The sequence below is a fragment of the Bartonella sp. LB28NMGDW genome (genome assembly GCF_042194435.1).
GTDB lineage: Bacteria > Pseudomonadota > Alphaproteobacteria > Rhizobiales > Rhizobiaceae > Bartonella > Bartonella grahamii.
Map to the genome: position 1 here is coordinate 107,895 of NZ_JBHIMX010000005.1, position 22,851 is coordinate 130,745.

Annotated in this window: 18 protein-coding genes and 1 pseudogene; 6 read left to right on the forward strand and 13 right to left on the reverse strand. The window is 37.1% G+C overall.

From position 1 onward, the window contains the following. Positions 1–5 precede the first annotated feature (5 nt). A complete protein-coding gene (ppx, locus tag ACFIKG_RS04700; RefSeq protein ID WP_375651841.1) occupies positions 6–1,523 on the forward strand; it encodes an exopolyphosphatase in 1,518 nt (505 codons plus the stop codon). 273 nt (positions 1,524–1,796) lie between these two features. Here the strand turns inward: ppx and ACFIKG_RS04705 are convergent. Continuing rightward, a pseudogene (locus ACFIKG_RS04705) lies at positions 1,797–1,984 on the reverse strand (helix-turn-helix transcriptional regulator). 623 nt (positions 1,985–2,607) lie between these two features. Continuing rightward, a complete protein-coding gene (gene rnd, locus ACFIKG_RS04710) occupies positions 2,608–3,762 on the reverse strand; it encodes a ribonuclease D (protein ID WP_375626908.1) in 1,155 nt (384 codons plus the stop codon). 132 nt (positions 3,763–3,894) lie between these two features. Here rnd and aspS point away from each other — a divergent pair, with 132 nt between their 5' ends. Beyond that, the gene (aspS, locus tag ACFIKG_RS04715) at positions 3,895–5,688 is read left to right on the forward strand and encodes an aspartate--tRNA ligase (protein ID WP_375651842.1); all 1,794 of its coding nucleotides are present in this window, start codon (positions 3,895–3,897) and stop codon (positions 5,686–5,688) included. 777 nt (positions 5,689–6,465) lie between these two features. Then, positions 6,466–8,715, forward strand: coding sequence for a DNA topoisomerase IV subunit A (parC, locus tag ACFIKG_RS04720; protein ID WP_375651843.1), 2,250 nt, complete (start codon positions 6,466–6,468; stop codon positions 8,713–8,715). 341 nt (positions 8,716–9,056) lie between these two features. On the opposite strand, the gene ACFIKG_RS04725 is transcribed toward parC, so the two are convergent. The 10 genes from ACFIKG_RS04725 to rpe form a co-directional block, all read right to left on the reverse strand. After that, positions 9,057–10,313: a multidrug effflux MFS transporter gene (locus tag ACFIKG_RS04725; RefSeq protein ID WP_375626902.1), complete on the reverse strand. Its 1,257-nt coding sequence runs from the start codon at positions 10,311–10,313 to the stop codon at positions 9,057–9,059. Positions 10,314–10,380: 67 nt separating this feature from the next. Further along, positions 10,381–10,713: a Grx4 family monothiol glutaredoxin gene (gene grxD, locus ACFIKG_RS04730; protein ID WP_375625948.1), complete on the reverse strand. Its 333-nt coding sequence runs from the start codon at positions 10,711–10,713 to the stop codon at positions 10,381–10,383. A 98-nt stretch (positions 10,714–10,811) separates the two neighbouring features. Next, a complete protein-coding gene (locus ACFIKG_RS04735; protein ID WP_375625946.1) occupies positions 10,812–11,045 on the reverse strand; it encodes a BolA/IbaG family iron-sulfur metabolism protein in 234 nt (77 codons plus the stop codon). Positions 11,046–11,105: 60 nt separating this feature from the next. Continuing rightward, positions 11,106–13,316 carry a phosphoribosylformylglycinamidine synthase subunit PurL gene (gene purL / locus ACFIKG_RS04740; protein ID WP_375625944.1) on the reverse strand — a complete coding sequence of 737 codons (2,211 nt, stop codon included), beginning with the start codon at positions 13,314–13,316 and terminating at the stop codon, positions 11,106–11,108. A 294-nt stretch (positions 13,317–13,610) separates the two neighbouring features. After that, positions 13,611–14,282 carry a phosphoribosylformylglycinamidine synthase subunit PurQ gene (gene purQ, locus ACFIKG_RS04745; RefSeq protein WP_375625942.1) on the reverse strand — a complete coding sequence of 224 codons (672 nt, stop codon included), beginning with the start codon at positions 14,280–14,282 and terminating at the stop codon, positions 13,611–13,613. A gap of 11 nt (positions 14,283–14,293) precedes the next feature. Beyond that, positions 14,294–14,533, reverse strand: a complete 240-nt coding sequence (gene purS / locus ACFIKG_RS04750) for a phosphoribosylformylglycinamidine synthase subunit PurS (RefSeq protein WP_375651844.1) — start codon at positions 14,531–14,533, stop codon at positions 14,294–14,296. Between the two features lie 78 nt (positions 14,534–14,611). Next, entirely contained in the window at positions 14,612–15,376 is a 765-nt protein-coding gene (gene purC / locus ACFIKG_RS04755; protein ID WP_375651845.1) for a phosphoribosylaminoimidazolesuccinocarboxamide synthase, read from the reverse strand. A gap of 173 nt (positions 15,377–15,549) precedes the next feature. After that, the gene (locus tag ACFIKG_RS04760; protein WP_375625938.1) at positions 15,550–16,098 is read right to left on the reverse strand and encodes an RBBP9/YdeN family alpha/beta hydrolase; all 549 of its coding nucleotides are present in this window, start codon (positions 16,096–16,098) and stop codon (positions 15,550–15,552) included. 68 nt (positions 16,099–16,166) lie between these two features. Next, positions 16,167–17,474 carry an adenylosuccinate lyase gene (gene purB / locus ACFIKG_RS04765; protein ID WP_375626068.1) on the reverse strand — a complete coding sequence of 436 codons (1,308 nt, stop codon included), beginning with the start codon at positions 17,472–17,474 and terminating at the stop codon, positions 16,167–16,169. Then, positions 17,474–18,160, reverse strand: coding sequence for a ribulose-phosphate 3-epimerase (gene rpe / locus ACFIKG_RS04770; RefSeq protein ID WP_375625936.1), 687 nt, complete (start codon positions 18,158–18,160; stop codon positions 17,474–17,476). Before rpe ends, purB begins: the two co-directional genes overlap by 1 nt. A 145-nt stretch (positions 18,161–18,305) precedes the next feature. Here rpe and ACFIKG_RS04775 point away from each other — a divergent pair, with 145 nt between their 5' ends. Both ACFIKG_RS04775 and dksA read left to right on the forward strand, forming a co-directional pair. Continuing rightward, positions 18,306–18,845 carry a flavin reductase gene (locus ACFIKG_RS04775; protein WP_375611549.1) on the forward strand — a complete coding sequence of 180 codons (540 nt, stop codon included), beginning with the start codon at positions 18,306–18,308 and terminating at the stop codon, positions 18,843–18,845. 313 nt (positions 18,846–19,158) lie between these two features. Next, positions 19,159–19,575, forward strand: coding sequence for an RNA polymerase-binding protein DksA (gene dksA, locus ACFIKG_RS04780; RefSeq protein WP_015856486.1), 417 nt, complete (start codon positions 19,159–19,161; stop codon positions 19,573–19,575). Between the two features lie 52 nt (positions 19,576–19,627). Here dksA and ACFIKG_RS04785 read toward each other — a convergent pair whose 3' ends face one another. After that, positions 19,628–20,104, reverse strand: a complete 477-nt coding sequence (locus ACFIKG_RS04785; protein WP_375651846.1) for a hypothetical protein — start codon at positions 20,102–20,104, stop codon at positions 19,628–19,630. A 211-nt stretch (positions 20,105–20,315) separates the two neighbouring features. Between ACFIKG_RS04785 and ACFIKG_RS04790 the strand changes: the two genes are divergently transcribed. Then, positions 20,316–22,850 carry a response regulator gene (locus ACFIKG_RS04790; RefSeq protein ID WP_375651847.1) on the forward strand — a complete coding sequence of 845 codons (2,535 nt, stop codon included), beginning with the start codon at positions 20,316–20,318 and terminating at the stop codon, positions 22,848–22,850. Position 22,851: the final 1 nt, after the last annotated feature.

The window sequence follows — 22,851 nt, forward strand, 5'->3', positions numbered from 1 at the left end:
ATCCAATGACATATAGAGATGCTCAAGGTCGGTTAAAAGGGTGTAAGCCTGTTGCTGTTATTGACATTGGCTCAAATTCTGTTCGGTTGGTTATTTATGAGGGGCTTGTTCGCTCACCAACAGTTTTATTTAATGAAAAGATTCTTTGTGGTCTCGGTCATGGTGTGGCAAAAACGGGATTTTTAGAAGAACAATCGATGAAAATGGCATTGCAAACACTGAAACGGTTTCGTACGCTTTGTCGACAGATTGGGGCAGATGAGGTCTATACTTTAGCAACAGCAGCAGCACGAGATGCAAAGAATGGCGTAGCATTTATTCAGCATGCTGAAGATATTTTGCAAAATAAAATATATCTTCTTTCAGGAAGTGAAGAAGCTATGTATTCAGCATATGGAGTTGTTTCTACTTTTTATCAACCAAAAGGTATTTCTGGAGATCTTGGTGGTGGAAGTCTTGAGCTGATTGATATTGATCATTCTGATGTTGGTGAAGGGATAACTCTCCCATTGGGTGGTTTAAGGTTACAGTATATGTCAAATAATGATAGTGCTGTAGCTACAAAAATTGTACATGAGCAATTTTATAAATCGTCTGTTGTTCGTACTCGTAAAGGTACAGCACGTTATTTTTATGCAGTAGGGGGGACATGGCGTAATTTGGCAAAACTCCATATGGCAATGAAACACTATCGGCTCCCTGTTATGCATGGCTATGAAGTTGAAGCCGTTGAAATGGAGAACTTTTTACGTCTTGTAGCACGTGGCAATATTGATAATTTGAGAGGGATTGCAGCGATTTCTCAGAATCGTCGGAAACTTTTATCTTATGGGGCAATAGTTCTTATTGAACTCATTCAGTGTATGCAGTTTGAAAAGATAGTTTTTTCAGGTGCTGGCGTTCGTGAAGGTTTTCTTTATTCACGATTGCCGCAGGCGATTCAGCTGTCAGATCCTCTCATTGCAGCATGCACAGAAATGGCTATTTTACGGGCACGTTCACCAAAACAAGCAGAAGAACTCATTGATTTTACGACGAATGCTTTTGAAGTTTTTGGAATTTCAGAAACTGAAAATGAATGTCGTTATCGTCAAGCTGCTTGTCTTCTTGCGGATATTGGTTGGCGTATACATCCAGATTATAGAGGTAATGAAGCAGCAAATCAAATAGCTTTAGGATCTTATCCAGGAATTTCCCATGAAGGGCGCCTTTATGCGGCGCTTGCTGTTTTTTTTCGCAATACGAGTTTATTGGTTGATAAAGAATCTCTTCCCATTTTTCAATTAGCAACTCAAAATATAATTGAGAAAGCACGTATTCTTGGCGAAACTATGCGTATTGCTCATCTTTTTAGTGCTTCTGTTGCAGGTATTTTACCTCATCTATTGTGGCGTAAAAAAGCAGATCATATTATCCTGCAGATCCCAAAGAATTACGCTGGGTTATTAGGAGAACGTCCTCTTGGACGATTACAGACGTTATCAAAAATAATAAAACAACCTCTCGCTTTTGAAATTTTTTGATTTTTTTCCTAATTTATTCGTGTTTTATGTCTTATAATAGGGCTATTGACGAGGGATAAACTAGCTAACCTATCATCATGAGCTGGACAATAGGACTTGTTCCATAACTTTCATACCAGACACCACGCAAGGCATTGGTAATGCTCTGAGCATTCATAAAAGAAAACATAATTTTTTTATTCTGTTACTTGCGTCACAAGATGGATTTTTCACTTCATAAGCTTCATGTGAAAATGAAAGCCTTGTCCATTTTTACCTGAAAAGGTTTTCTTTTTATGCTGCGTCGTTATAACGTTTCTGTTTAGCTTGCTCGATTATATTGATAAGATTCGATTGTAACCAACGCGATAAAAAAAACAAACTTTTAAAGGTTTTGGGAGAGATCCATTGGTTACATGACACCGGAATGTTGAAATACTCATATGAAGCAGTTTTGCACTTTCACGGTCTGTCAAAAGAATATCATTTCAGTCATTATAAAATCCTTTCACTATAAAAAATAGAAATAAATCATAACTATTTATTAACCATGATTTTTTGAAAGGCGTTTAATCTATAAAAAAAACAGCGCTTTATCATATAATTTCTTATGTAAAACTTTATGAGTCTTATTGAGATGGAATGAGAGAATCTTATGATATTCGGGGGTCTAATTTAATATAAATAACGCTAGATTATCTTTATAAATCAGTATGTTGTCTTTGTTAGGTGTTTTAGTTGTTATGCTGGCTGGTTTTTGATTGTTATATTGCAATCTCGGTAGTTTTTTAATACGATATGGGGACGTAAGATATTATATCTTTGTTTGTTCCTATTGCTAGGCTGCTATTTTTGTAATGAGTGCGCTTTTATTATCAAAACTTTTAAATAAGGAGCTGTCTGTTTTTTTAGATTATTTTTAATAGGATTGCTATTTGATTGACTGGGTAAAGATTTAGCTGTCATTTTTAATAAGGGTTCACTATTTAATTTTTAACTTTGTCAGAAGTAGGCTTTATTTATCCTGTTTGCGTTGGTCTATAGGGCATACCAATTGATGTAGATAATGAGTAGCGTAATGGATTTTTCAAAATGAAAATGTAAATTAAAGCTGTTTTGTGCTTATTTTTCCATCGTTAAAGTAAAACCCTATCTGTCCCTTTAGCAGTTGTTCGGCTTTTTGACCAAATATTTCATAGCGCCAGCCATTCATAGCGGGAATATTTTTCTTTATTCCTCCATTGGCAATTTTTTCTAAATCATTAGATGTTGCAATAATTTTAGGGGCAATGCTGTTTTCATTTGCAACAATTTTTAATAACACTTTGAGTAGATCGATAACAGCGGCTGTCGTATCATTGAGTGGATTATGTTTAGGAATGGGGGGTAAAGTAGAAAGATCCACCTCTAAGCCTTCATGGACAGCTTTGATTAATGATTGAGCAATTGAGAGTTTATCCCAGTTCTTATTAAGACTGCGCAACCGTTTTAATGCAGATTCATCTTTTGGTTGTTGGGTTGCTATTTCTATAAGACATTCATCTTTTATGATATGACGACGTGGCATATTGTATTTTCGTGCTTCACGTTCCCGCCAAGCTGCTATCTTTTGTAATACAGCAAGTTCACGTGGCTTTTTAATTTTTCCTTTCACTTTTTTCCATGCTTCATCTTCTGGCATATCATAGGTCTTAGGATTTAAAAGGATTGTTATTTCATCGTCCATCCAGTGAGCACGTTGATTTTTTTCTAACCTTTTTTTCAATAATAGGTAAACGTCTCTTAAGTAGGTTACATCGGCAAGTGCATAGAGCAGTTGTTTTTCAGACAAAGGGCGGTAACTCCAGTCTGTAAAGCGGGAGGATTTATCAAGATGATGCCCCGTGCAGCGTTGTACAATTTGATCATAGGAGATAGAATCACCAAATCCACAAATTGATCCTGCTATTTGCGTATCAAAGAGAGGGGAAGGAATAACACCTCCAAGATGATAAATTGTTTCAATATCTTGGCGCGCAGCATGAAAAACTTTTACAACTTTTTTATCGATCATAAGGTCAAAAAAAGGTTGTAAATCAATATCCGGTGCTATGGGATCAATCAAAACTGTGATATCTGGTGATGCGAGCTGGATTAAACACAGTTGAGGCCAAAAAGTTGTTTCGCGGATAAACTCAGTATCGACTGTTACAAAATCAGAGGTATGTAGAGCGTTAAGTGCAATTTCAAGATCGGTTGTTTGTGTAATAAGATTCATCATTTTATTATAATTCGATAAATTAAATTTGTCCTTTATTGACTTTATTTTTGAGTTTTTATTCTCATATCTTGACAAATGGTTATTAAAAAGCGTTTGTAGCGCATATGAATATTATAATCAAAGGCAAAAAATATGCACCGTTATCGCAGTCATCATTGTGCGGCTCTTCGTAAATGTGATGTAGGAGCACAAGTCCGTCTTTCGGGATGGGTTCATCGTGTTCGTGATCATGGCGGAATTCTTTTTGTGGATTTACGTGATCATTTTGGAATCACACAAATTGTTGCTGACCCTGCTTCGCTGGCTTTTAAAGTTATTGAAAAAGTGCGTTCTGAATGGGTTATTCGTGTGGATGGAGAGGTATGTGCACGTTCCGATGAGGTTATTAATGCAACGCTTCCAACAGGTGAGATTGAAATTTTTGCACAAGAGGTAGAAATTCTTTCAAAATCTGATGAACTTCCTTTACCGGTTTTTGGTGAGCCTGATTATCCAGAAGATATTCGATTAAAATATCGTTTTCTTGATTTGCGTCGGGAGACTATGCACAAAAATATCATGCGTCGGACTGAAATTATTGCGGCTATGAGACGGGCTATGCAAAATAATGGTTTTACGGAATTTACGACGCCACTTTTGACAGCTTCATCACCGGAAGGAGCACGTGATTTTTTGGTCCCAAGTCGTGTTCATCAAGGAAAATTTTATGCGCTACCGCAAGCACCACAGCAATATAAACAATTGTTGATGATGTCAGGTTTTGATCGTTATTTTCAGATTGCTCCATGTTTTAGAGATGAAGATCCAAGGGCCGACCGTCTTCCTGGTGAATTTTATCAATTAGATGTTGAAATGAGTTTTGTTGAGCAAGAAGATGTTTTAGCAACTATGGAACCTATTATGCGTTCTATTTTTGAAGAATTTGCAGATGGAAAAACTGTGACACAAAGCTTTCCTCGCATTTCCTATGATGAAGCAATGCGAAAATATGGTTCTGATAAGCCTGATCTACGTAATCCGATCATTATGGAAGATGTTTCTCAGCATTTTTATAATTCTGGTTTCAAAGTCTTTGCTCAAATTTTAGCGAATGATGAGAATGCACAAGTGTGGGCTATTCCAGCTAAAACGGGTGGAAGTCGTGCTTTTTGTGATCGTATGAATGTATGGGCACAAGGCGAGGGGCAACCAGGGCTCGGTTATATTTTTTGGCGTGAAGAAGAAGGAAAATTGGAAGGAGCAGGGCCTATCGCCAAAAATATTGGTGAACAGAGGACTGAAGCAATCCGTATACAGCTTGGACTTGAAAGTGGTGATGCTTGTTTTTTTGTGGCTGGAGATCCAAAAAAATTCGCATCTTTTGCTGGAGCAGCCCGTACACGGATAGGGGAAGAATTAGATCTTCTCGATAGAGAGAGTTTCTCTTTGGCGTGGATTGTTGATTTTCCATTTTTTGAATGGAATGAAGATGAAAAAAAGATTGATTTTGGACATAATCCTTTTTCCATGCCTCAAGGGGGAGAAAATGCTCTTGAGACCCAAGATCCTCTTACTCTTAAAGCTTTTCAATATGATCTTGTTTGCAATGGTTATGAAATTGCATCAGGTGGAATTCGTAATCACTTACCAGAAATGATGCTTAAAGTTTTTGAACTTGTAGGACTTTCTAAGGAAGTTGTGAAAGATCGTTTCGGTGGTCTTTATCGTGCATTCCATTATGGGGCTCCGCCACATGGTGGCATGGCTGCGGGAATTGACCGCATCATTATGCTGTTGCAGGGTGTTAAAAATTTGCGTGAAGTTGCTTTATTTCCTATGAATCAACAGGCACTTGATCTTTTGATGAGTGCTCCGTCTGATGTTTCTCCTACACAATTACGTGATTTAGGAATCCGTATGGCTCCTACTCACAAAAATAGCTCATAAAATTGATTATGGATTGTTTTCATCTTTTCTACGTAGAGTGAAGTTTTGATGCCTCTCAAGAGCATCATGTGTGTGTATGCTGTTTGTGAAATTTAGATAGACAAAAACGCCATTGTGTTGATTCTTTACGAGGCATTTTTATTCCTTGTTTTTATAGTGGCTGTTTCCTTTGTGATAGGTGAGGAAATGATTGTGATTGTTTTATCATGAATACATTAGAAATGAGAGAATTCTGTAATATTTGGAAGTCTCATTTTAGTTGAAAAAAAATGAATTATCTTTATACGACAATATATTATTTATTTTTTATTGAAGTTTTTACAATGTTGTAGCAGAGAATTGTGTTTCTTCGTTTTTATGAGAATAATGCGGTTTTCTATTCTATGGACTTACTCTGAAAAGTTTAAATTTTATAAGCTTTGAATATTTTTTTAGTTTTTCATGGAAAAACTGAATGGGGTTGTTATACAATTTATCTTTATAATAAAAGATGATGTTTGAAAGGTGCTTTTGTCATTCCAAAAAGAATGAAATAACTCTTTGTGAGCAGTTAAATTATTATCGGATTTGACAAAGCTTTCAATAAATTACTTAGAACAAGGGGGGAAGGACATGTATAAATTTTTCAAATTGATATAATTTTCTGTTCATGTTCTAATCGCAGCGTTTGTTTTTATGTAATTGACTTTTAATAAAAAAGTCGACTCATAGAAGATTTCATTAAATAAATCCTATAAAATAATTTCTTATTATTGTGGGAATTGTTGTTTTAATACTATGTCTGATAAAATGAATTTACCTTTTGATAAAGAACACATTGAACCAATAGAATTACGCTCTGCTTTACAGGAACGTTATTTGGCTTATGCACTTTCTACGATTACACACCGTGCATTGCCTGATGTACGTGATGGATTGAAGCCTGTCCACCGGCGGATTGTTCATGCGATGCGTCTTCTCAAACTAAATCCTGGACAGTCTTATGCGAAATGTGCGCGGATTGTCGGTGATGTCATGGGAAAATTTCATCCTCATGGGGATGCGTCTATTTATGATGCTTTGGTGCGCTTGGCTCAAAGTTTTGCTGTTCGTTATCCATTGGTTGATGGGCAAGGCAATTTTGGTAATATTGATGGTGATAATGCTGCTGCCATGCGTTATACGGAAGCACGTATGACTGAAGTGGCTGCATTGTTACTTGAAGGAATTAATGAGAATGCTATTGATTTTCGTTTAACCTATAATGAAGAAGATGAAGAGCCTGTTGTTTTACCAGGAGCTTTCCCTAATCTTTTAGCAAATGGTTCTTCTGGTATTGCTGTTGGTATGGCAACATCTATTCCACCCCATAATGTTGCTGAGCTTTGTGATGCAGCGCTCCATTTTATTGCGCATCCCGATGTAAATGATGAGGAATTAAATCAATTCGTTCTTGGTCCTGATTTCCCGACGGGGGGAATTTTAGTTGAACCTAAAAAAAGTATTGAGGAATCCTATCGTGTTGGGCGTGGATTCTTTCGCTTGCGTTCACGTTGGCATCAGGAACCTGGTAGCCGTGGTTCTTATGTGATTGTTGTGACTGAAATTCCCTATCAGATTCAAAAGTCACGTCTTATTGAAAAAACAGCAGAGTTATTGCTTGCACGCCGATTGCCAATGCTTGAGGATATCCAAGATGAATCAGCAGAAGATATCAGAATCGTGCTGGTTCCTAAAAATCGGTCGGTTGATCCGGAGCTCCTTATGGAGTCTCTTTTTAAATTGACTGACTTTGAAGTAAGATTTCCCCTTAATCTGAATGTTTTGTCTTTGGGAAAAATACCCAATGTTCTTTCTTTGCGAGAAAGTTTGCAGCAATGGCTTGAACATCGTCAAGAAGTGCTTATTCGTCGCTCTCATTATCGGCTTGATCAAATTGATAGCCGATTGGAAATTCTTCATGGATATCTTATTGCCTATTTAAATCTCGATGAGGTCATTCAGATTATTCGTGAAGAGGATGAACCGAAAAAGAAGCTGATTAATCGGTTTGAATTAACAGAAAATCAAGCTGAAGCTATTCTTAATATGCGCTTGCGTTCTTTGCGTAAACTTGAGGAATTTGAAATTCGTAAAGAATTTGAAAGTTTGAAAGCTGAAAAAGAAAAACTACAGAATTTATTAGCTTCTCCTATAAAACAGTGGAAAATAATTTCAGAAGAAATCAAAAAAGTTCGAAACACTTTTGGTCCTGAAACATTCTTAGGGAAAAGACGTACGACGTTTGAAGAGGCACCAAGACATGATCTTGATGATATTCAACAAGCAATGATCGAAAAAGAACCGATTACTATTGTTATTTCTGAAAAGGGGTGGATGCGTGCTTTGAAGGGACATTTGACCGATTATAAAGCGCTTTCTTTTAAAGAAGGAGACAGTTTAAAGTTAGCATTTCCAGCATTTACAACCGACAAGATTGTGCTGATCAGTACGGGTGGAAAGTTTTTTGCTATTGGTGCAAATAGTTTACCTGGAGGGCGGGGACATGGTGAACCTATTCGTCTTTTAGTTGATATGGATGATGAGCACGATGTTCTCACAGCTTTTGTGCATCACGCCGAGGAAAAATTGCTCTTGGTTTCATATCACGGTAATGGTTTTATTGTTTCTTCTGCAGAAGTGATCGCTAATACACGAAAAGGAAAGCAAGTGATGAATGTGAAAGCTCCTGATAAGGTAAAGCTTTGTGTTCCGGTAAATGGTGATCATGTTGCTGTAGTCGGTGAAAACCGTAAAATGCTTATTTTTTCTATTGAACAAATACCAGAAATGAATCGCGGTAAAGGTGTTCGTTTACAGCGTTATAAAGAAGGTGGTGTTGTTGATGCCAAGACTTTTAATTTATCAGAAGGCTTAAGTTGGCAAGATACAGCTGAACGAATCTTTAACCGCCAGGCGGACGATCTCTTTGAATGGATGGGAACGCGTGCGGGTGTCGGGCGTTTGGTTCCAAAAGGATTTCCAAAATCAGGAAAATTTATTAATTAAATGTATTTTATAAATGGGAAAATTCCCTATGGTTTTATGATTGTGTAAGATATTAATTTATAAGGATAATTTATTATTTTTATATTGAAAGAAAAATCTAAAGCGTGAGGTTTTTTCTATTTTGATCTTGTTTAGGTTAAATCAATCAAAACTGTTTTTTAAACATTACAGCATTTATGGGTGCTGTCGTGAAATGATTTGATATTTTGAGAGCTGTACCCTTAAACAAACAATGTGAATGTTTAACACAAGAGTGTTCTATTTGGAGATGTTTTATTTGTCTGATAGGTTTATCTCCTTATTGTTCAAGAGAGATGTTATTAATTTTTCGTAAGGGATATTTATTCGTTAGGATTGCTATGATATTGCCTAAAAAGATGTCCACGTTCCGCCCATAAGACGAGGAGTATGGCAATCAGACTAAGAAAGAAAAATCCTGCCGAATTAGGGATGGTCGTCTCATTAAATTGTTGAGCAATAAAAAAACTGAGACCTGTGCCAATAGATGTTTGCAGAAAACCAGATATAGACGACGCGGTCCCAGCTATTTCTCCTACAGGTTCAAGAGCGAGTGTATTGAAGTTTGCCATAATACCACCGCAGGCAAACATCAGTATACAGAATAACAGCATGTAAAAAGCAAAAGGAAGAATACCATCTGTTAAGATAGAGCCAACAAACCATACACATGAAGTGATACAAAAAAGTAAAAGCATCGCGTGAGCGATACGCCGCATTCCAAGGCGTCCAACGAGTTGAGAGTTAAAGAAAGATGATAGAGCTTGAAATGCAGCACCAACTGCAAAGGCAATAGGGAACCAAAGTCCTAGATTATAGATCCCTTCATACGTTTGTTGTGATGTATTAACGGCAGTAAAGATACAGCCTAAAATAATCGAAGTTGCTAGTGTATAGCAAAGTGTTGTGCGATTGGTTATTACAATCCATAAATTATGTTTGACTGAAGAAAAGGAAAGAGAGCGTTGCGCATAAAGAGTTTCCGGCAAGCGGAATTGAATCCAAATCATCAACCCGAAACCAATCATTGCCATGAATATGAAAATAAATTGCCAGTTTCCAAACAGTAAAATGATCTGTCCTGTTGCTGGTCCAATCATTGGTGCAATAAGGAAAACCATCATCACGATAGACATCACTTCTGCCATTTTCCGACCACTATAGAGATCACGTACAATGGAAACTGTGAGCACGCGCATAGCAGCTCCTCCCATACCTTGTAAGGCACGCAAAATAAGCAAGAGAGAAAAATTTGATACAAAGGCAGAACCAATCGCTGCAAATGAATACAAAGCAAGACCAATAAGAATAATCTTACGGCGCCCATAACGATCACTTATGGGACCAAAAAATATCTGTGTGACGCCATAGCTGATAAGATAACTAGAAATGATATAATGCTGATCGTTTTCATTGATAACATTTAAACTGTTTAAAATGTTGGGCATAGCTGGCAACATAATATCAACAGCTATAGAATTGATGGCCATGAGTGAAGCAATGAGAATAACAAATTCTTTATAGCCAATTTTTTCTCTAATCGCATCACTATGCTTTTGTTCGTCGACTGAATATGACATATGCACCCTTTTAATAAAAGTTTCGACTGAACACGGTTCTATAAGAAGCAAATAAAATGAGAGACATCTATGATTTATTGCAAGGAATGTCTTTTTCCTTTAGCAGTTCTTGCAATTCGTTATTTTGAAACATTTCTTTAACAATATCACAGCCGCCAACAAATTCACCTTTGATATAGAGTTGCGGAATTGTTGGCCAATTTGAGTAGTCTTTTATCCCTTGACGCAATTCGTTAGAAGTTAAAATATTAATTCCTTTATAATTTAACCCTAAATAATCAAGGATTTGAACGACCTGCCCAGAAAATCCACATTGTGGAGCGTCAGGCGTTCCTTTCATGAATAAAATGACATCATTTGTTTTAATTTCGTTGTCAATAAAATCATGAATAGTAGTCATCTCTATTCCTCAATAGTATAAATTCTTGGAAGTGTGCATTCACGCTCATATTATTTCTAATAGTATTGAGTGAATGAATGCAAGAAGAAATTTTTAAATTATTTGGGAATACTCGTTTGCAGTGCTAAAGCGTGCAAGTCATTTCCCATATTGCCTTTAAGAGCATCATAAACCATTTTATGTTGTTGAACACGGGTTTTACCACGAAAACTTTCAGAAATAACTTCTGCAGCATAATGTTCTCCATCTCCAGCAAGATCACGAATTGTTACAGTAGCATCAGGAATGCCTTCACGAATAAGCGTTTCAATTGCATGGGCACTCATTGCCATCATTATTCTCCTATGTATTCATTTCTTATAAAGGCTGTTGCTTAAGAGAAAAAACAATTTTTACTCTTCACCCATAAATTGTGGAAACCAGTTTTCATAGGCTTTTGTGAGTTTGTCTACTGAAAGTGTTAATATCCCATCTATATTGAGAGAAGTCCCCTCAACTTGACCTAGCTCTGTTAAAGTAACTGTATTGATTTGTGCACGCTCTTTAAGACTATTGAGAGAGTGAGGTTTGACGGCTAAAAGATAACGTCCTTGGTCTTCTCCAAAAAGTTCTGCATGATGGGGTGATTTATTGCTTAACGTTACTTTGATTCCTTTACCTGCTTTAATCACCATTTCGGCAAGTGCTATCGCCAATCCCCCGTCAGAAAGGTCATGGGCAGCGTGAATAAAACCGCTATTAATGGCATCTCGAACAAATTGACCATGTTTTTTTTCAAGTTGTAAATCTACAGGGGGGGGGGCACCTGCATCAATATTTAAAATGTTACGTGCATAGATTGATTGTCCTAAATGAGAGCCGCAATTTCCTACTAAAACAAGAATATCTCCATTTTGCATACCACTTATTGTTACCATTTTAGACCAATCATTAAGAAGGCCTACACCAGCAATTGTAGGGGTTGGAAGAATGGCTTCCCCATTTGTTTCGTTGTAAAGAGAAACATTGCCTGAAACGATAGGAAAATCGAGGATTCTACAAGCTTCTCCTATACCTTTAATAGCCAAAACCAGCTGTCCCATAATTTCAGGTTTTTCAGGGTTACCAAAATTGAGATTATCTGTAGCAGCCAGTGGTGTTGCACCTGTCGTACTAATATTTCGCCAGCATTCTGCGACAGCTTGTTTTCCTCCTTCATAAGGGTCTGCTTCACAATAACGAGGTGTTACATCAGAAGAAAAAGCAAGAGCACGTTTGCTGTTGTTTCCTACACGGATAACGCCTGCATCACCTCCTGGACAAACAAGGCTATTTCCTTGGATAAGGGTATCATATTGTTCATAAACCCATCGCCGTGAACTTTGATCAGCAGAATTCAATAAGGATAGAAGGGCATCACCAAGATTTTCAACCTTTTTGACGTCTTCTGCTTTCAAGGGTGTTTTTTTTGCCGGCTCACTCCAAGGACGATCATAAACAGGTGCTTCATCACCAAGCTCTTTGATGGGAAGATTGACAACTTCTTCCCCTTGATGAAATACACGAAAACGTAAATCATCGGTTGTTTTCCCAATGATAGAAAAATGTAGCCCCCACTTATGAAAAATTGCTTCTGCTTGCTTTTCTAGTTCTGGTTTAAGGACCATGAGCATACGCTCTTGACTTTCAGACAGCATCATTTCATAGGCTGTCATATTTTCTTCTCGAACAGGAACTGTATCGAGATTAAGCTGTATCCCTAAATTTCCTTTTGCACCCATTTCAACGGCAGAAGAGGTGAGTCCTGCTGCTCCCATATCTTGAATAGCAACAACGGCTCCAAGTTCCATGAGCTCTAAACATGCTTCAAGGAGACATTTTTCTGTAAAAGGATCACCTACTTGAACAGTTGGGCGTTTTTCACTGATTGAATCATCAAATTCAGCAGAAGCCATTGTTGCTCCACCGACACCATCACGTCCTGTTTTTGCACCAAGATAAACAACAGGGAGTCCAATACCTTGCGCTTTAGAATAAAAAAGGGCGTCTGTCTTTGCAATACCGGCGACAAAAGCGTTAACAAGGATATTGCCATTATAACGCTTATCAAAATTTACTTCTCCACCAACAGTTGGAACGCCAAAAGCATTGCTGTAACCACCAATTCCAGAAACAACACCAGAAACAAGATGGCGTGTTCTTGGGTGATCAGGAGCACCAAATCGCAATGCATTCATAGCAGCAACAGGACGGGCTCCCATTGTAAAGACATCACGTAAAATACCACCAACACCTGTTGCTGCACCTTGATAAGGTTCAATATAAGAAGGGTGGTTATGGCTTTCCATTTTGAAAACAACACATTGCCCTTCGCCAATATCGACAACACCAGCATTTTCACCAGGTCCTTGGATAACACATTTTCCTTCTGTCGGAAGAGTCTTTAGCCATTTTTTAGATGATTTATAGGAACAATGTTCGTTCCACATTGCAGAAAAAATTCCTAGTTCAGTAAATGTTGGTTCTCTACCGATTAACGTCAGGATACGTTCATATTCATCTTCTTTTAGCCCGTGTTGTGCAATGAGCTCTGGTGTAATAGTGATGTTATTGCAAGGCTTCATGAGTATTTATCCGTCCAATTAATCGAAATTTAGCATTTTTATTTTTTTAATCTAGCAGCTTATATTATAAGCAATACTGTTGTTTAATAATAAAAATATTTATAGACAGTAAGCTGAAGATTTTGTTCGTTTGTTTGGTGGGATTTAAGACTAAAAATGGTCTTAAATAATTATGTGTTTAAAAAATAATATCCATTGTTGTTTGTGAAAAGCTTTGTTCATAGATTTACGATGCGAGAAATGGTATAGATCCTTGTTTTTTAAAAATTATGGAGCGCGAGTATTTTTTCAGCATCATCCATTTACTAACTCTAAAGCACTTTGAAAAAGTAAACGACCGTCAATACCTCCGTGGGCGGGTTCAATAAAGTTTTCAGGATGAGGCATCATACCAAGAATATTACCAGCTTTATTAACAATACCAGCAATATCTTTCATTGAGCCGTTCGGGTTTGTGTTTTCTGCATAGCGAAAAACAATTTGTTCATTATCTTCCATTTGCCTTAGTGTTTCACTATCAACAAAATAATTTCCATCATGATGGGCAACAGGACAACGAATAATTTGTCCTTTAGAATAATATCGAGAAAATTTTGTTTTGGCGTTGACGACTTCAAGTTTGATTTCACGACAAACAAATTTTAAAGAAGCGTTACGCATTAAAGTCCCAGGTAATAATCCTGCTTCCAACAAAATTTGAAATCCATTACAGATACCTATTATTGTCGTACCTTCTTGTGCTTTTTCACGAATGGCTTTTAAGATGGGAGTTCGCGCTCCAATAGCACCACATCTTAAGTAGTCGCCATAGGAAAAACCACCAGGAATAATAATAATATCTACATCTGGAATTGTTGTTTCTGTTTGCCAAATTTTTAGTGGCTCAACTCCCGTTATATGATGTAATGCTGCAACCATATCTCGATCACGATTTAATCCAGGAAGTTGAATGATGGCAGTTTTCATGAGCGTTTCACTTAAAAAAGTTCGATTGTATAATTTTCAATGACAGTATTTGCGAGTAACTCTTCACACATTTGTTCAAGTTTTTTCTTTGCGGTTTCAGAAGGTAGATCATCAAGAACAATATCAAAAACCTTTCCTTGACGAATGGATTGAATGCCTTCGAAAGCTAAACTTTTTAAAGCACCGAAAATTGCTTCTCCTTGTGGATCAAGAACGCTTTCTCTTAAAGTAACCGTAATGCGTGCTTTCATTTTTTGCTTCCTGCTTGTTAAAAGAACCTCTCCTTTGAAGAGGGGTATTTATATAAGGTGATGTTTTTTACCTTGTTTTTACTTTACGAGAACGGGACCAGTTGGTCGTGTTGGTTCGTTTTCATTCATAATACCAAGACGTTTGGCAACTTCTTGATAGGCATTAATAAGCCCACCCATATCACGACGAAAACGATCTTTATCCATTTTTTCTTGTGTTTGCATATCCCATAGTCGTGCAGAATCAGGTGAGATTTCATCAGCAAGAACAATGCGCATTGTTTCATCTTCCCACAGGCGACCAAATTCCATTTTAAAATCAATTAATTGGATGTTAACACCGGCAAAAAGCCCAGAAAGAAAATCATTAATACGAATTGAAAGTTGCATGATATCTTCTATCTCTTGTGGGACAGCCCACCCAAAAGCTGTGATATGTTCTTCCGTTACCATGGGATCATCGAGAGAATCATTTTTATAGTAGAACTCAATGATGGATTGCGGAAGCGGGGTTCCTTCTTCTAAACCTAAACGCTTAGCAAGAGAGCCGGCAGCAACATTGCGAACAACAACTTCCAACGGAATGATTTCCACTGCTTTAATAAGCTGTTCGCGCATGTTTATACGTTTGATAAAATGTGTTGGGATGCCCAAACGCCCAAGATGGCTAAAGATATGTTCCGAAATTCGGTTGTTTAAAACCCCTTTTCCGTCGATAATTTCATGTTTTTTTGCATTAAAGGCAGTTGCATCATCTTTAAAAAATTGAATATAAGTCCCTGGTTCAGGTCCTTCATATAAAATTTTAGCCTTGCCTTCATAGATACGGTGGCGACGATTCATCATGATTCTCTATTTATCTTGAGAGGTTTTTAATAACATTGATAAATGATACTATCCTAATTAATAGAATTTCTCAATGATATTGCTATGATACTTTTATAATTTTTGTCATTACACGTCTACCCAAAGGTGAAGATACATAAGCGATGAGAAAGAAGATCACCTCTTTTGGATCAAATTTTTGCAAGAAAGTGAGAGAGGACCATAAGCCCTTCAGGCCAAGGTCCGTGTCCGGATTCTGCGTTAATATGGCCAGAATACCCAGCATCAACAAAGAGTGATCCCCAATCATTGGCAATTTTTTCTGCTACTGAAAATTGACAAAACTCATCGTTGCGACTGGCTATGACAATAGAAGGAAAAGGAAGCTTTTGGCGATGATAGGGGCCAAATGTCATTAAATGTTTGGGACGTATTTTCTCATTGGCGACATCTGGAGGAGCAACAAAGAAAGCGCCACAAATTTTTTCTGTATTTTGTACAGTTGCGTGAATAGCACTGGGAACTCCTAATGAATGAGCAATAAGCATAACAGGCCTTTGAGCTTTTGCAATGGCGGTTTTAACTTTGTTAACCCACTCTTCACAAACAGGCTTTGACCAATGGAGTTGTTCAATGCGGCGGGCTGTCGACAATTTTCTTTCCCAGCGTGTTTGCCAATGATCTGGACCAGATCCTTTGTAGCCAGGAACAATAAGAATATCGAGTTGATTTGCTTTCATGAATTGTTTTCTTTGTTACAACAGATTTTTGATCATAGGTGGAATAGATTTGAGGTTTCTATGTCGCTTTACTGTTCTTCAAAAACACGTTTAAAAATCGTATTGATATGTTTGGTGTGGTAAGAAAGATCAAATTTTTCGCGAAGTTCTTCTTCACTTAAAGCTTTGATAACATCTTTGTCGTTGAGGAGTTCTTCTAAAAAATCTTTTCCTTGTTCCCAAACTTTCATCGCATTTCGTTGTACAATCCGATAAGAATCTTCACGACTGATTCCTGCTTGGGTGAGTGCTAAAAGCACCCGTTGTGAGTGAACAAGGCCACGGAATTTATTGAGATTTTTTTGCATATTTTCTGGATAGACAATGAGATTTTCAATGACAGATGTGAGGCGAGAAAGAGCAAAATCAAGTGTAATAGTCGCATCTGGAGCAATATAACGCTCAACAGATGAATGCGAAATATCACGTTCATGCCAAAGTGCAACATTTTCCATGGCTGGGAGTGCAAATGCACGTACCATGCGGGCTAATCCAGTTAAATTTTCTGTTAAAACTGGATTACGTTTATGAGGCATCGCCGATGAGCCTTTTTGCCCAGGTGAGAAATGTTCCTCTGCTTCCAGAACTTCTGTTCGTTGTAAATGGCGTATTTCTATCGCTAACCTTTCAATAGAGGAAGCAATAACACCAAGTGTTGCAAAAAACATAGCATGACGATCTCTTGGTATTACTTGGGTGGAAACTGGTTCAGCACGCATCCTCAAGGCTTTTGCTACATGTTCTTCAACGCTTGGATCGATATTTGCAAAAGTTCCTACAGCTCCTGAAATCGCGCAAGTAGAAATTTCTTCTCGTGCTGCAAGAAGACGTTTGCGACAACGGGAAAATTCAGCGTATGCAAGAGCAAATTTTACTCCAAATGTTGTTGGTTCAGCATGAATGCCATGGCTCCGCCCAATGGTGATTGTCTCTTTATGCTCAAAAGCACGTCTTTTTAATGCCTCAAGAAGTTGATCTATATCCTCTAGCAAAATATCACTAGCACGCATCAATTGAATATTCAGTGTTGTATCAAGAACATCAGATGATGTCATGCCTTGGTGGATAAAACGTGCCTCGGGTCCAATGAATTCAGCTAGGTGGGTCAGAAATGCGATAACATCATGTTTGGTAATTGCTTCAATTTCATCAATGCGATTGACATCAAATTTAGCTGCTGCGCCTTTTTCCCAAATGACTTTGGCGGCTTCTTTCGGAATAATCCCTAAGTGAGCAAGGGCATCACAGGCATGGGCTTCAATTTCGAACCAAATACGATATTTTGTTTCAGGAGACCAAATTGTTACCATTGCAGGGCGGGAATAACGTGCGATCATCATTTTTTTCCTTGTTGTGAGAGGATTGCGGCTTGGCGCAATGCACTCATGCGTGTTTTGTAAAGCTCTTTATTTCCATCTTTATAAATTGCAGAGCCTGCGACAAATACATTTGCTCCAGCTTTTGCAGCTATCCCAATTGTATCAACGGTGATACCACCATCAACTTCAAGATCAATAGGGCGGTTTGCAATCATGCTTTTAACGCGCTTAATTTTATCTTTAATTTCTGGAATAAAACTTTGTCCACCAAAACCGGGATTGACCGTCATGATGAGAATGAGATCTAATTGATCAAGCAAATATTCAAGTACATGTTCAGGGGTGCTTGGATTGAGTGCAATTCCTGCTTTTTTTCCCATTTTTTTGATTGTTTGTAATGAACGATGAAGATGTGGACTTGCTTCAGCATGAATGGTTATAATATCTGAACCCGCTTTTGCAAAAGCTTCCAAATAAGGGTCTACTGGTGCGATCATCAGGTGGACATCAAATATTGCTTTGGTTAATGGGCGTAGAGCCTTGACGATTTCAGGACCAAAGGTGATATTAGGAACAAAGTGTCCATCCATGATATCAAGATGAAGCCAATCTGCACCAGCATCAACAACATCTAACATTTCTTGTCCAAGTTTAGAAAAATCAGCAGCCAAGAGTGAAGGCGAAATGAGATGAGAATGGGGCATTAAAATCTCCTTGATTGGCTGTTTTTATCATATCGCAGTGTATACACAAATATCTTTTGTGTTATGACGGAAAAGAAAAAATATGTATTATAGATCTTTTTATGGAAAGATCGCTTGAAATTTTAAAGCTTTATAAGTGAAAGATATGTCGAATCATAAAACATATTTGATGCCTGAACTTCAACATAAACATACTATCGCGGTTTCTTCCCAAGAATATCGAGATGCCATGAGTCTTTTTGCAGGAGCTGTGCATATTGTGACAACAAATGGTATTAAGGGAAGACGCGGGGTGACTGTTTCGGCGTGTTGTTCTTTATCTGATGATCCTCCGACCCTTCTTGTTTGTCTCATGCGCCATAATTTAAAGAATCAGGTGTTTATGGAGAATGGAAATTTTTGTGTTAATAGCTTGGCAGGAAAGCATCGTTCATTAGCGGATGTTTTTTCGAGGCGTTGCAATTCTACACAAAATGAGCGTTTTGATGTTGCTCAATGGGGAGCTTTGCAAACGGGAGCGCCTAGTCTTTCAGACGCTCTAGCATCGTTTGATTGTCGTTTGATTTGTTGGCATGAGCACGCAACCCATTGTGTTTTGATTGGTGAGGTTGTTGCAATCAACTGTAATAAAGAAAAAGATGCTTTGATGTATTTGAAACGTGAATATCACACTTTGCCTTTATAAAGATTTTATTTTTTTGCATTGCTGAAATGATTTATTATTGCCTCATTTAGATTTTAAACAATGAGAAAGCAGGGGAGAGATCACTCTGATATCTGAATATTAGATTTCCTTCTTTTTGAAGTTTCTCAGTAAGCAAGAAAAATGTTCTGGATGAGATTTGATCAAGAATCCAACCTAAATAGAAAAGCGATTAAATCTAAACAGTGTATTTAGACATATTTGTAGATTGTTATGAAAAACATTTTACTCTTGTGTTGATGGGTATTGCACAATATATAGACCGCACATAGCATATGTGGAGGTTTTTTATTGCATGAGCGAAGAGATTGATGGTCAATATCGCCCCAGTGAAGATGAGCCTTTTATGAATGAGCGGCAAAAGGCGTATTTTCGTGCTAAATTGGTTTCTTGGAAGAATGATATATTAAAAGAAGCTCGTGAGACTTTGGAAAATTTGCAGGAAGAGAATGTTGGTCAACCCGATTTGACTGATAGGGCTTCTTGTGAAACTGATCGTACAATCGAATTACGTGCGCGTGATCGTCAGAGGAAACTTATTTCAAAAATAGATGCTGCTTTAGAGCGCATTGATAATGGGACATATGGCTTTTGTGAAGAAACCGGCGAACCCATTAGTATAAAGCGTCTTGAGGCTCGACCGATAGCCGTTTTATCATTGGAAGCGCAAGAACGTCACGAACGACGTGAAAGAGTTTATCGCGATGATTAAGGTCATTGAAATGATAAACAAACGAAACTCGTGGTGATAAAATTGTATATTTTTATTTTTGAGGGGTAGGAATGAATAAAGATGGTTCTTGCCTCCCCTCAATTTCGGCGGTGATTGCTGAATCTTTTACTGCTTGATTCGTAAAAGGAGAGGGATTTTTATCCGATATATCGTTTCTTTCTGTAGGGGCGGAATTTGGATGTGTGTGTGTTTCTCTCTTTTGTATTTTGGATGTACTGGTAATATCGGATTCTACAACCACATCTGTTAATCCGCCAATAAGGAGCAAATGTTCTTTATTATCGCAACGGACTAAAATAAGGCGGCGTGCTCGATCTATAGAAATTACTTCACATAATGCTAATCGTGATAGACTTTTTTTTCTATTATTGCTGAATCTTCCCGTACTTAAACGACGTAAAAACAAGATAATTATGGTAATAGCCACGATTGTTATTATAAAAAACAAAAAGCTTATCGTTATCTTCGCAGCAGATACACCTATTTGCTCTGATAACCAGATATACATAGATTTTCTCCCATTTTTGTGTGAAAATATCGTTTTTATTGAGATAAATTTATAAACACACCCTTAAAAGGTTCACTTAAATACAAGAAATAAAATTTTTAACATTAAGTGAGCTTTCTTTGAAAGATAATATCATAGTATATACTTTATAACAATGAATATAAAGGAAGTTTTGTGATATAAGAAACAGCTAAATCTAAGGCAATGAGAGATGGATAAAGGTTTTGATAATAATAAAAGATCAGCGTCTTCTGTTCATCGAAGAGTTGTGATTTTTGGTATTGTTTTTATATTATTTTTTCTTTTCATTGTGGGTATTTTAGGTTTTTTTTATCCACAAAGCTATTTGCAAAAGGCTATATTGATATCTTTTTTGATTCTAGCAATTATCGGCGTTGCAACACTCGTTTTGTGTGGAATGGGAATTTTAAGATACCATGTGTGGTCGCATGAAGATTTTGATTTTAGCATCTTTAATCGGAGCGATGATGCAATTGTAATCTCTGACCTTTCTGGTTTTGTTTATTATTCTAATCAAAACTATCGAAAAATTGTGACTTATAAGCCTGAAGTGTCTTGTTATATGGTTATTGCTGATCTTCCAGGAGCTGGTGCACTTTCGTATCGCTTAAAGGTTGCAGCCTGTAATAATCTTGCGGCGCAAGAGGAATTAAGAGTAGAACAACCAATATTTACCGATTCTACACCAAAAAAATCTGTTTGGTATAATATTTCCATTCAACCTATCACAAAACAGAAAAAAAAGCTTTTATTTTGGCGTATTGCTGATATTTCGCATTTACAACAAACACGAGAAGTTTTTTTCTCGAACCTTCAAGAAGCTATCAATCACTTGGATCAAGCTCCTATTGGTTTTGTATCAGTTAATACACAAGGAACTATTCTTTATGCGAATGCGATTTTTGCCGAATGGTTTTCAATTGATTTAGCGAATTTCTCAGTTGGTCAATATAATTTTGATTCGTTATTTGATAGCGTTGGCGCTAAGAGCTCATGGAGTGATATCTGTTTGCAAACCAACAGATATCAAAGTTCAGGTTACTCTTTACCTTATAAGTTTTCGTTATGTTTAAATTCACAAGCGACTTGTGAGAAAATATTCCATTGTCTTATCTCTGTTTCTTCTCTCTTAGAAGAGGAAGCCGTTTATCGTATTGTGATCATTCCACAACAAATACAAAAAGAAGAGGACGACCAATTAAAATTACCCACTATATTAGGAGAATATTTTGATGCGAGTCCTTTTGCAATAGCCGTGGTAGATCATGAAGGGCAATTGGTTCATATGAATAAAGCTTTTTCATCACTCACGGGATGTATGGACAAAGCTGTCAATTTTTATGACGTTATTTCTCGTCGTGATTGTGTGCAGTTAGAGCGTTCTTTTCAGAGAATTGCGACAAATAAAAATTATTTTGTTTCTCTAGAAACTGTTTTAGAAAAAAATGAAGAATGCCATTTACGGCTCCATATTATGTCTGTACCACCCCATCATGGTGATGCATTGCAAGATTTGCTTATTATCTCTGTGATTGAAACAACCGAACAAAAAACGCTTGAAGATAAAATGATGCAAAGTCAGAAGATGCAAGCTGTCGGACAATTGGCTGGCGGCATTGCTCATGATTTTAATAATGTTTTAACAGCAATTTTAATGTCGTGTGATCTTCTTTTAAATACGCATCGTAGTTCTGATCCTGCTCATGCTGATCTGATCAATATTAAAAATAATGCTAATCGTGCAGCTGCTCTTGTACAGCAATTATTAGCTTTTTCTAGAAAGCAAACACTTCGACCTGAAGAAGTTGATTTTACTGAATTTTTATCAGATATTCGCAATCTTATTTTACCACTTTTGGGGAATAATGTTCAGTTAAAAATTATCCATGGAAGAGATTTGTGGAGTGTTGAAGTCGATCAAGCATCTTTTCAGCGTGTTATTATGAATTTGGTTATTAATGCGCGTGATGCCATGTTAGATGGAGGTATTGTTACGATTGCGACAAACAATATTACAAAGCAACAAAGTGCTGAATTTAATCATCTTGGTTTAGCAATTGGTGAGTATGTACAATTGACTATTTCAGATACAGGGGCTGGTATATCTGCTGCTATACAAGAAAAAATGTTTGAGCCATTTTTTACAACAAAAGAAGTTGGAAAAGGAACAGGACTTGGTTTATCAATGGTTTATGGAATTATCAAGCAGAGTGGTGGGTGCATTTATTGTGAAAGTAAAGAAGGTGAAGGAGCAACATTTTATATTTTTCTTCCCCGTTATATCCCCAATATAAAAGGAAAAACTTCTCAAAAGATTGAAAAAGATGAAGAGAAAGATAAAAATATAGACTTAACAGGGTCTGCAACTGTTTTATTGGTTGAAGATGAAGATGCGGTTAGAATGGGGGGGGTAAGAGCTCTTCAAATGAGAGGATATACGGTTTTAGAGGCAGCGAGTGGGGTGGAAGCACTCTCTATTCTTGAGAAACAAAAAGGAGCTATTGATATTATTGTTTCCGATGTGGTGATGCCAGAAATGGATGGACCCACTTTATTGAAGGAAGTACGTAAAAACTATCCTGATATCAAATTTCTTTTCGTTTCTGGATATGCAAAAGATGCATTTGCTAAAAATCTTCCACAAGATGCTGTTTTTGGTTTTTTATCTAAACCTTTTACACTCAAACAGTTAGCTCTAACAGTTAAAGAAACACTTTCATCATGAG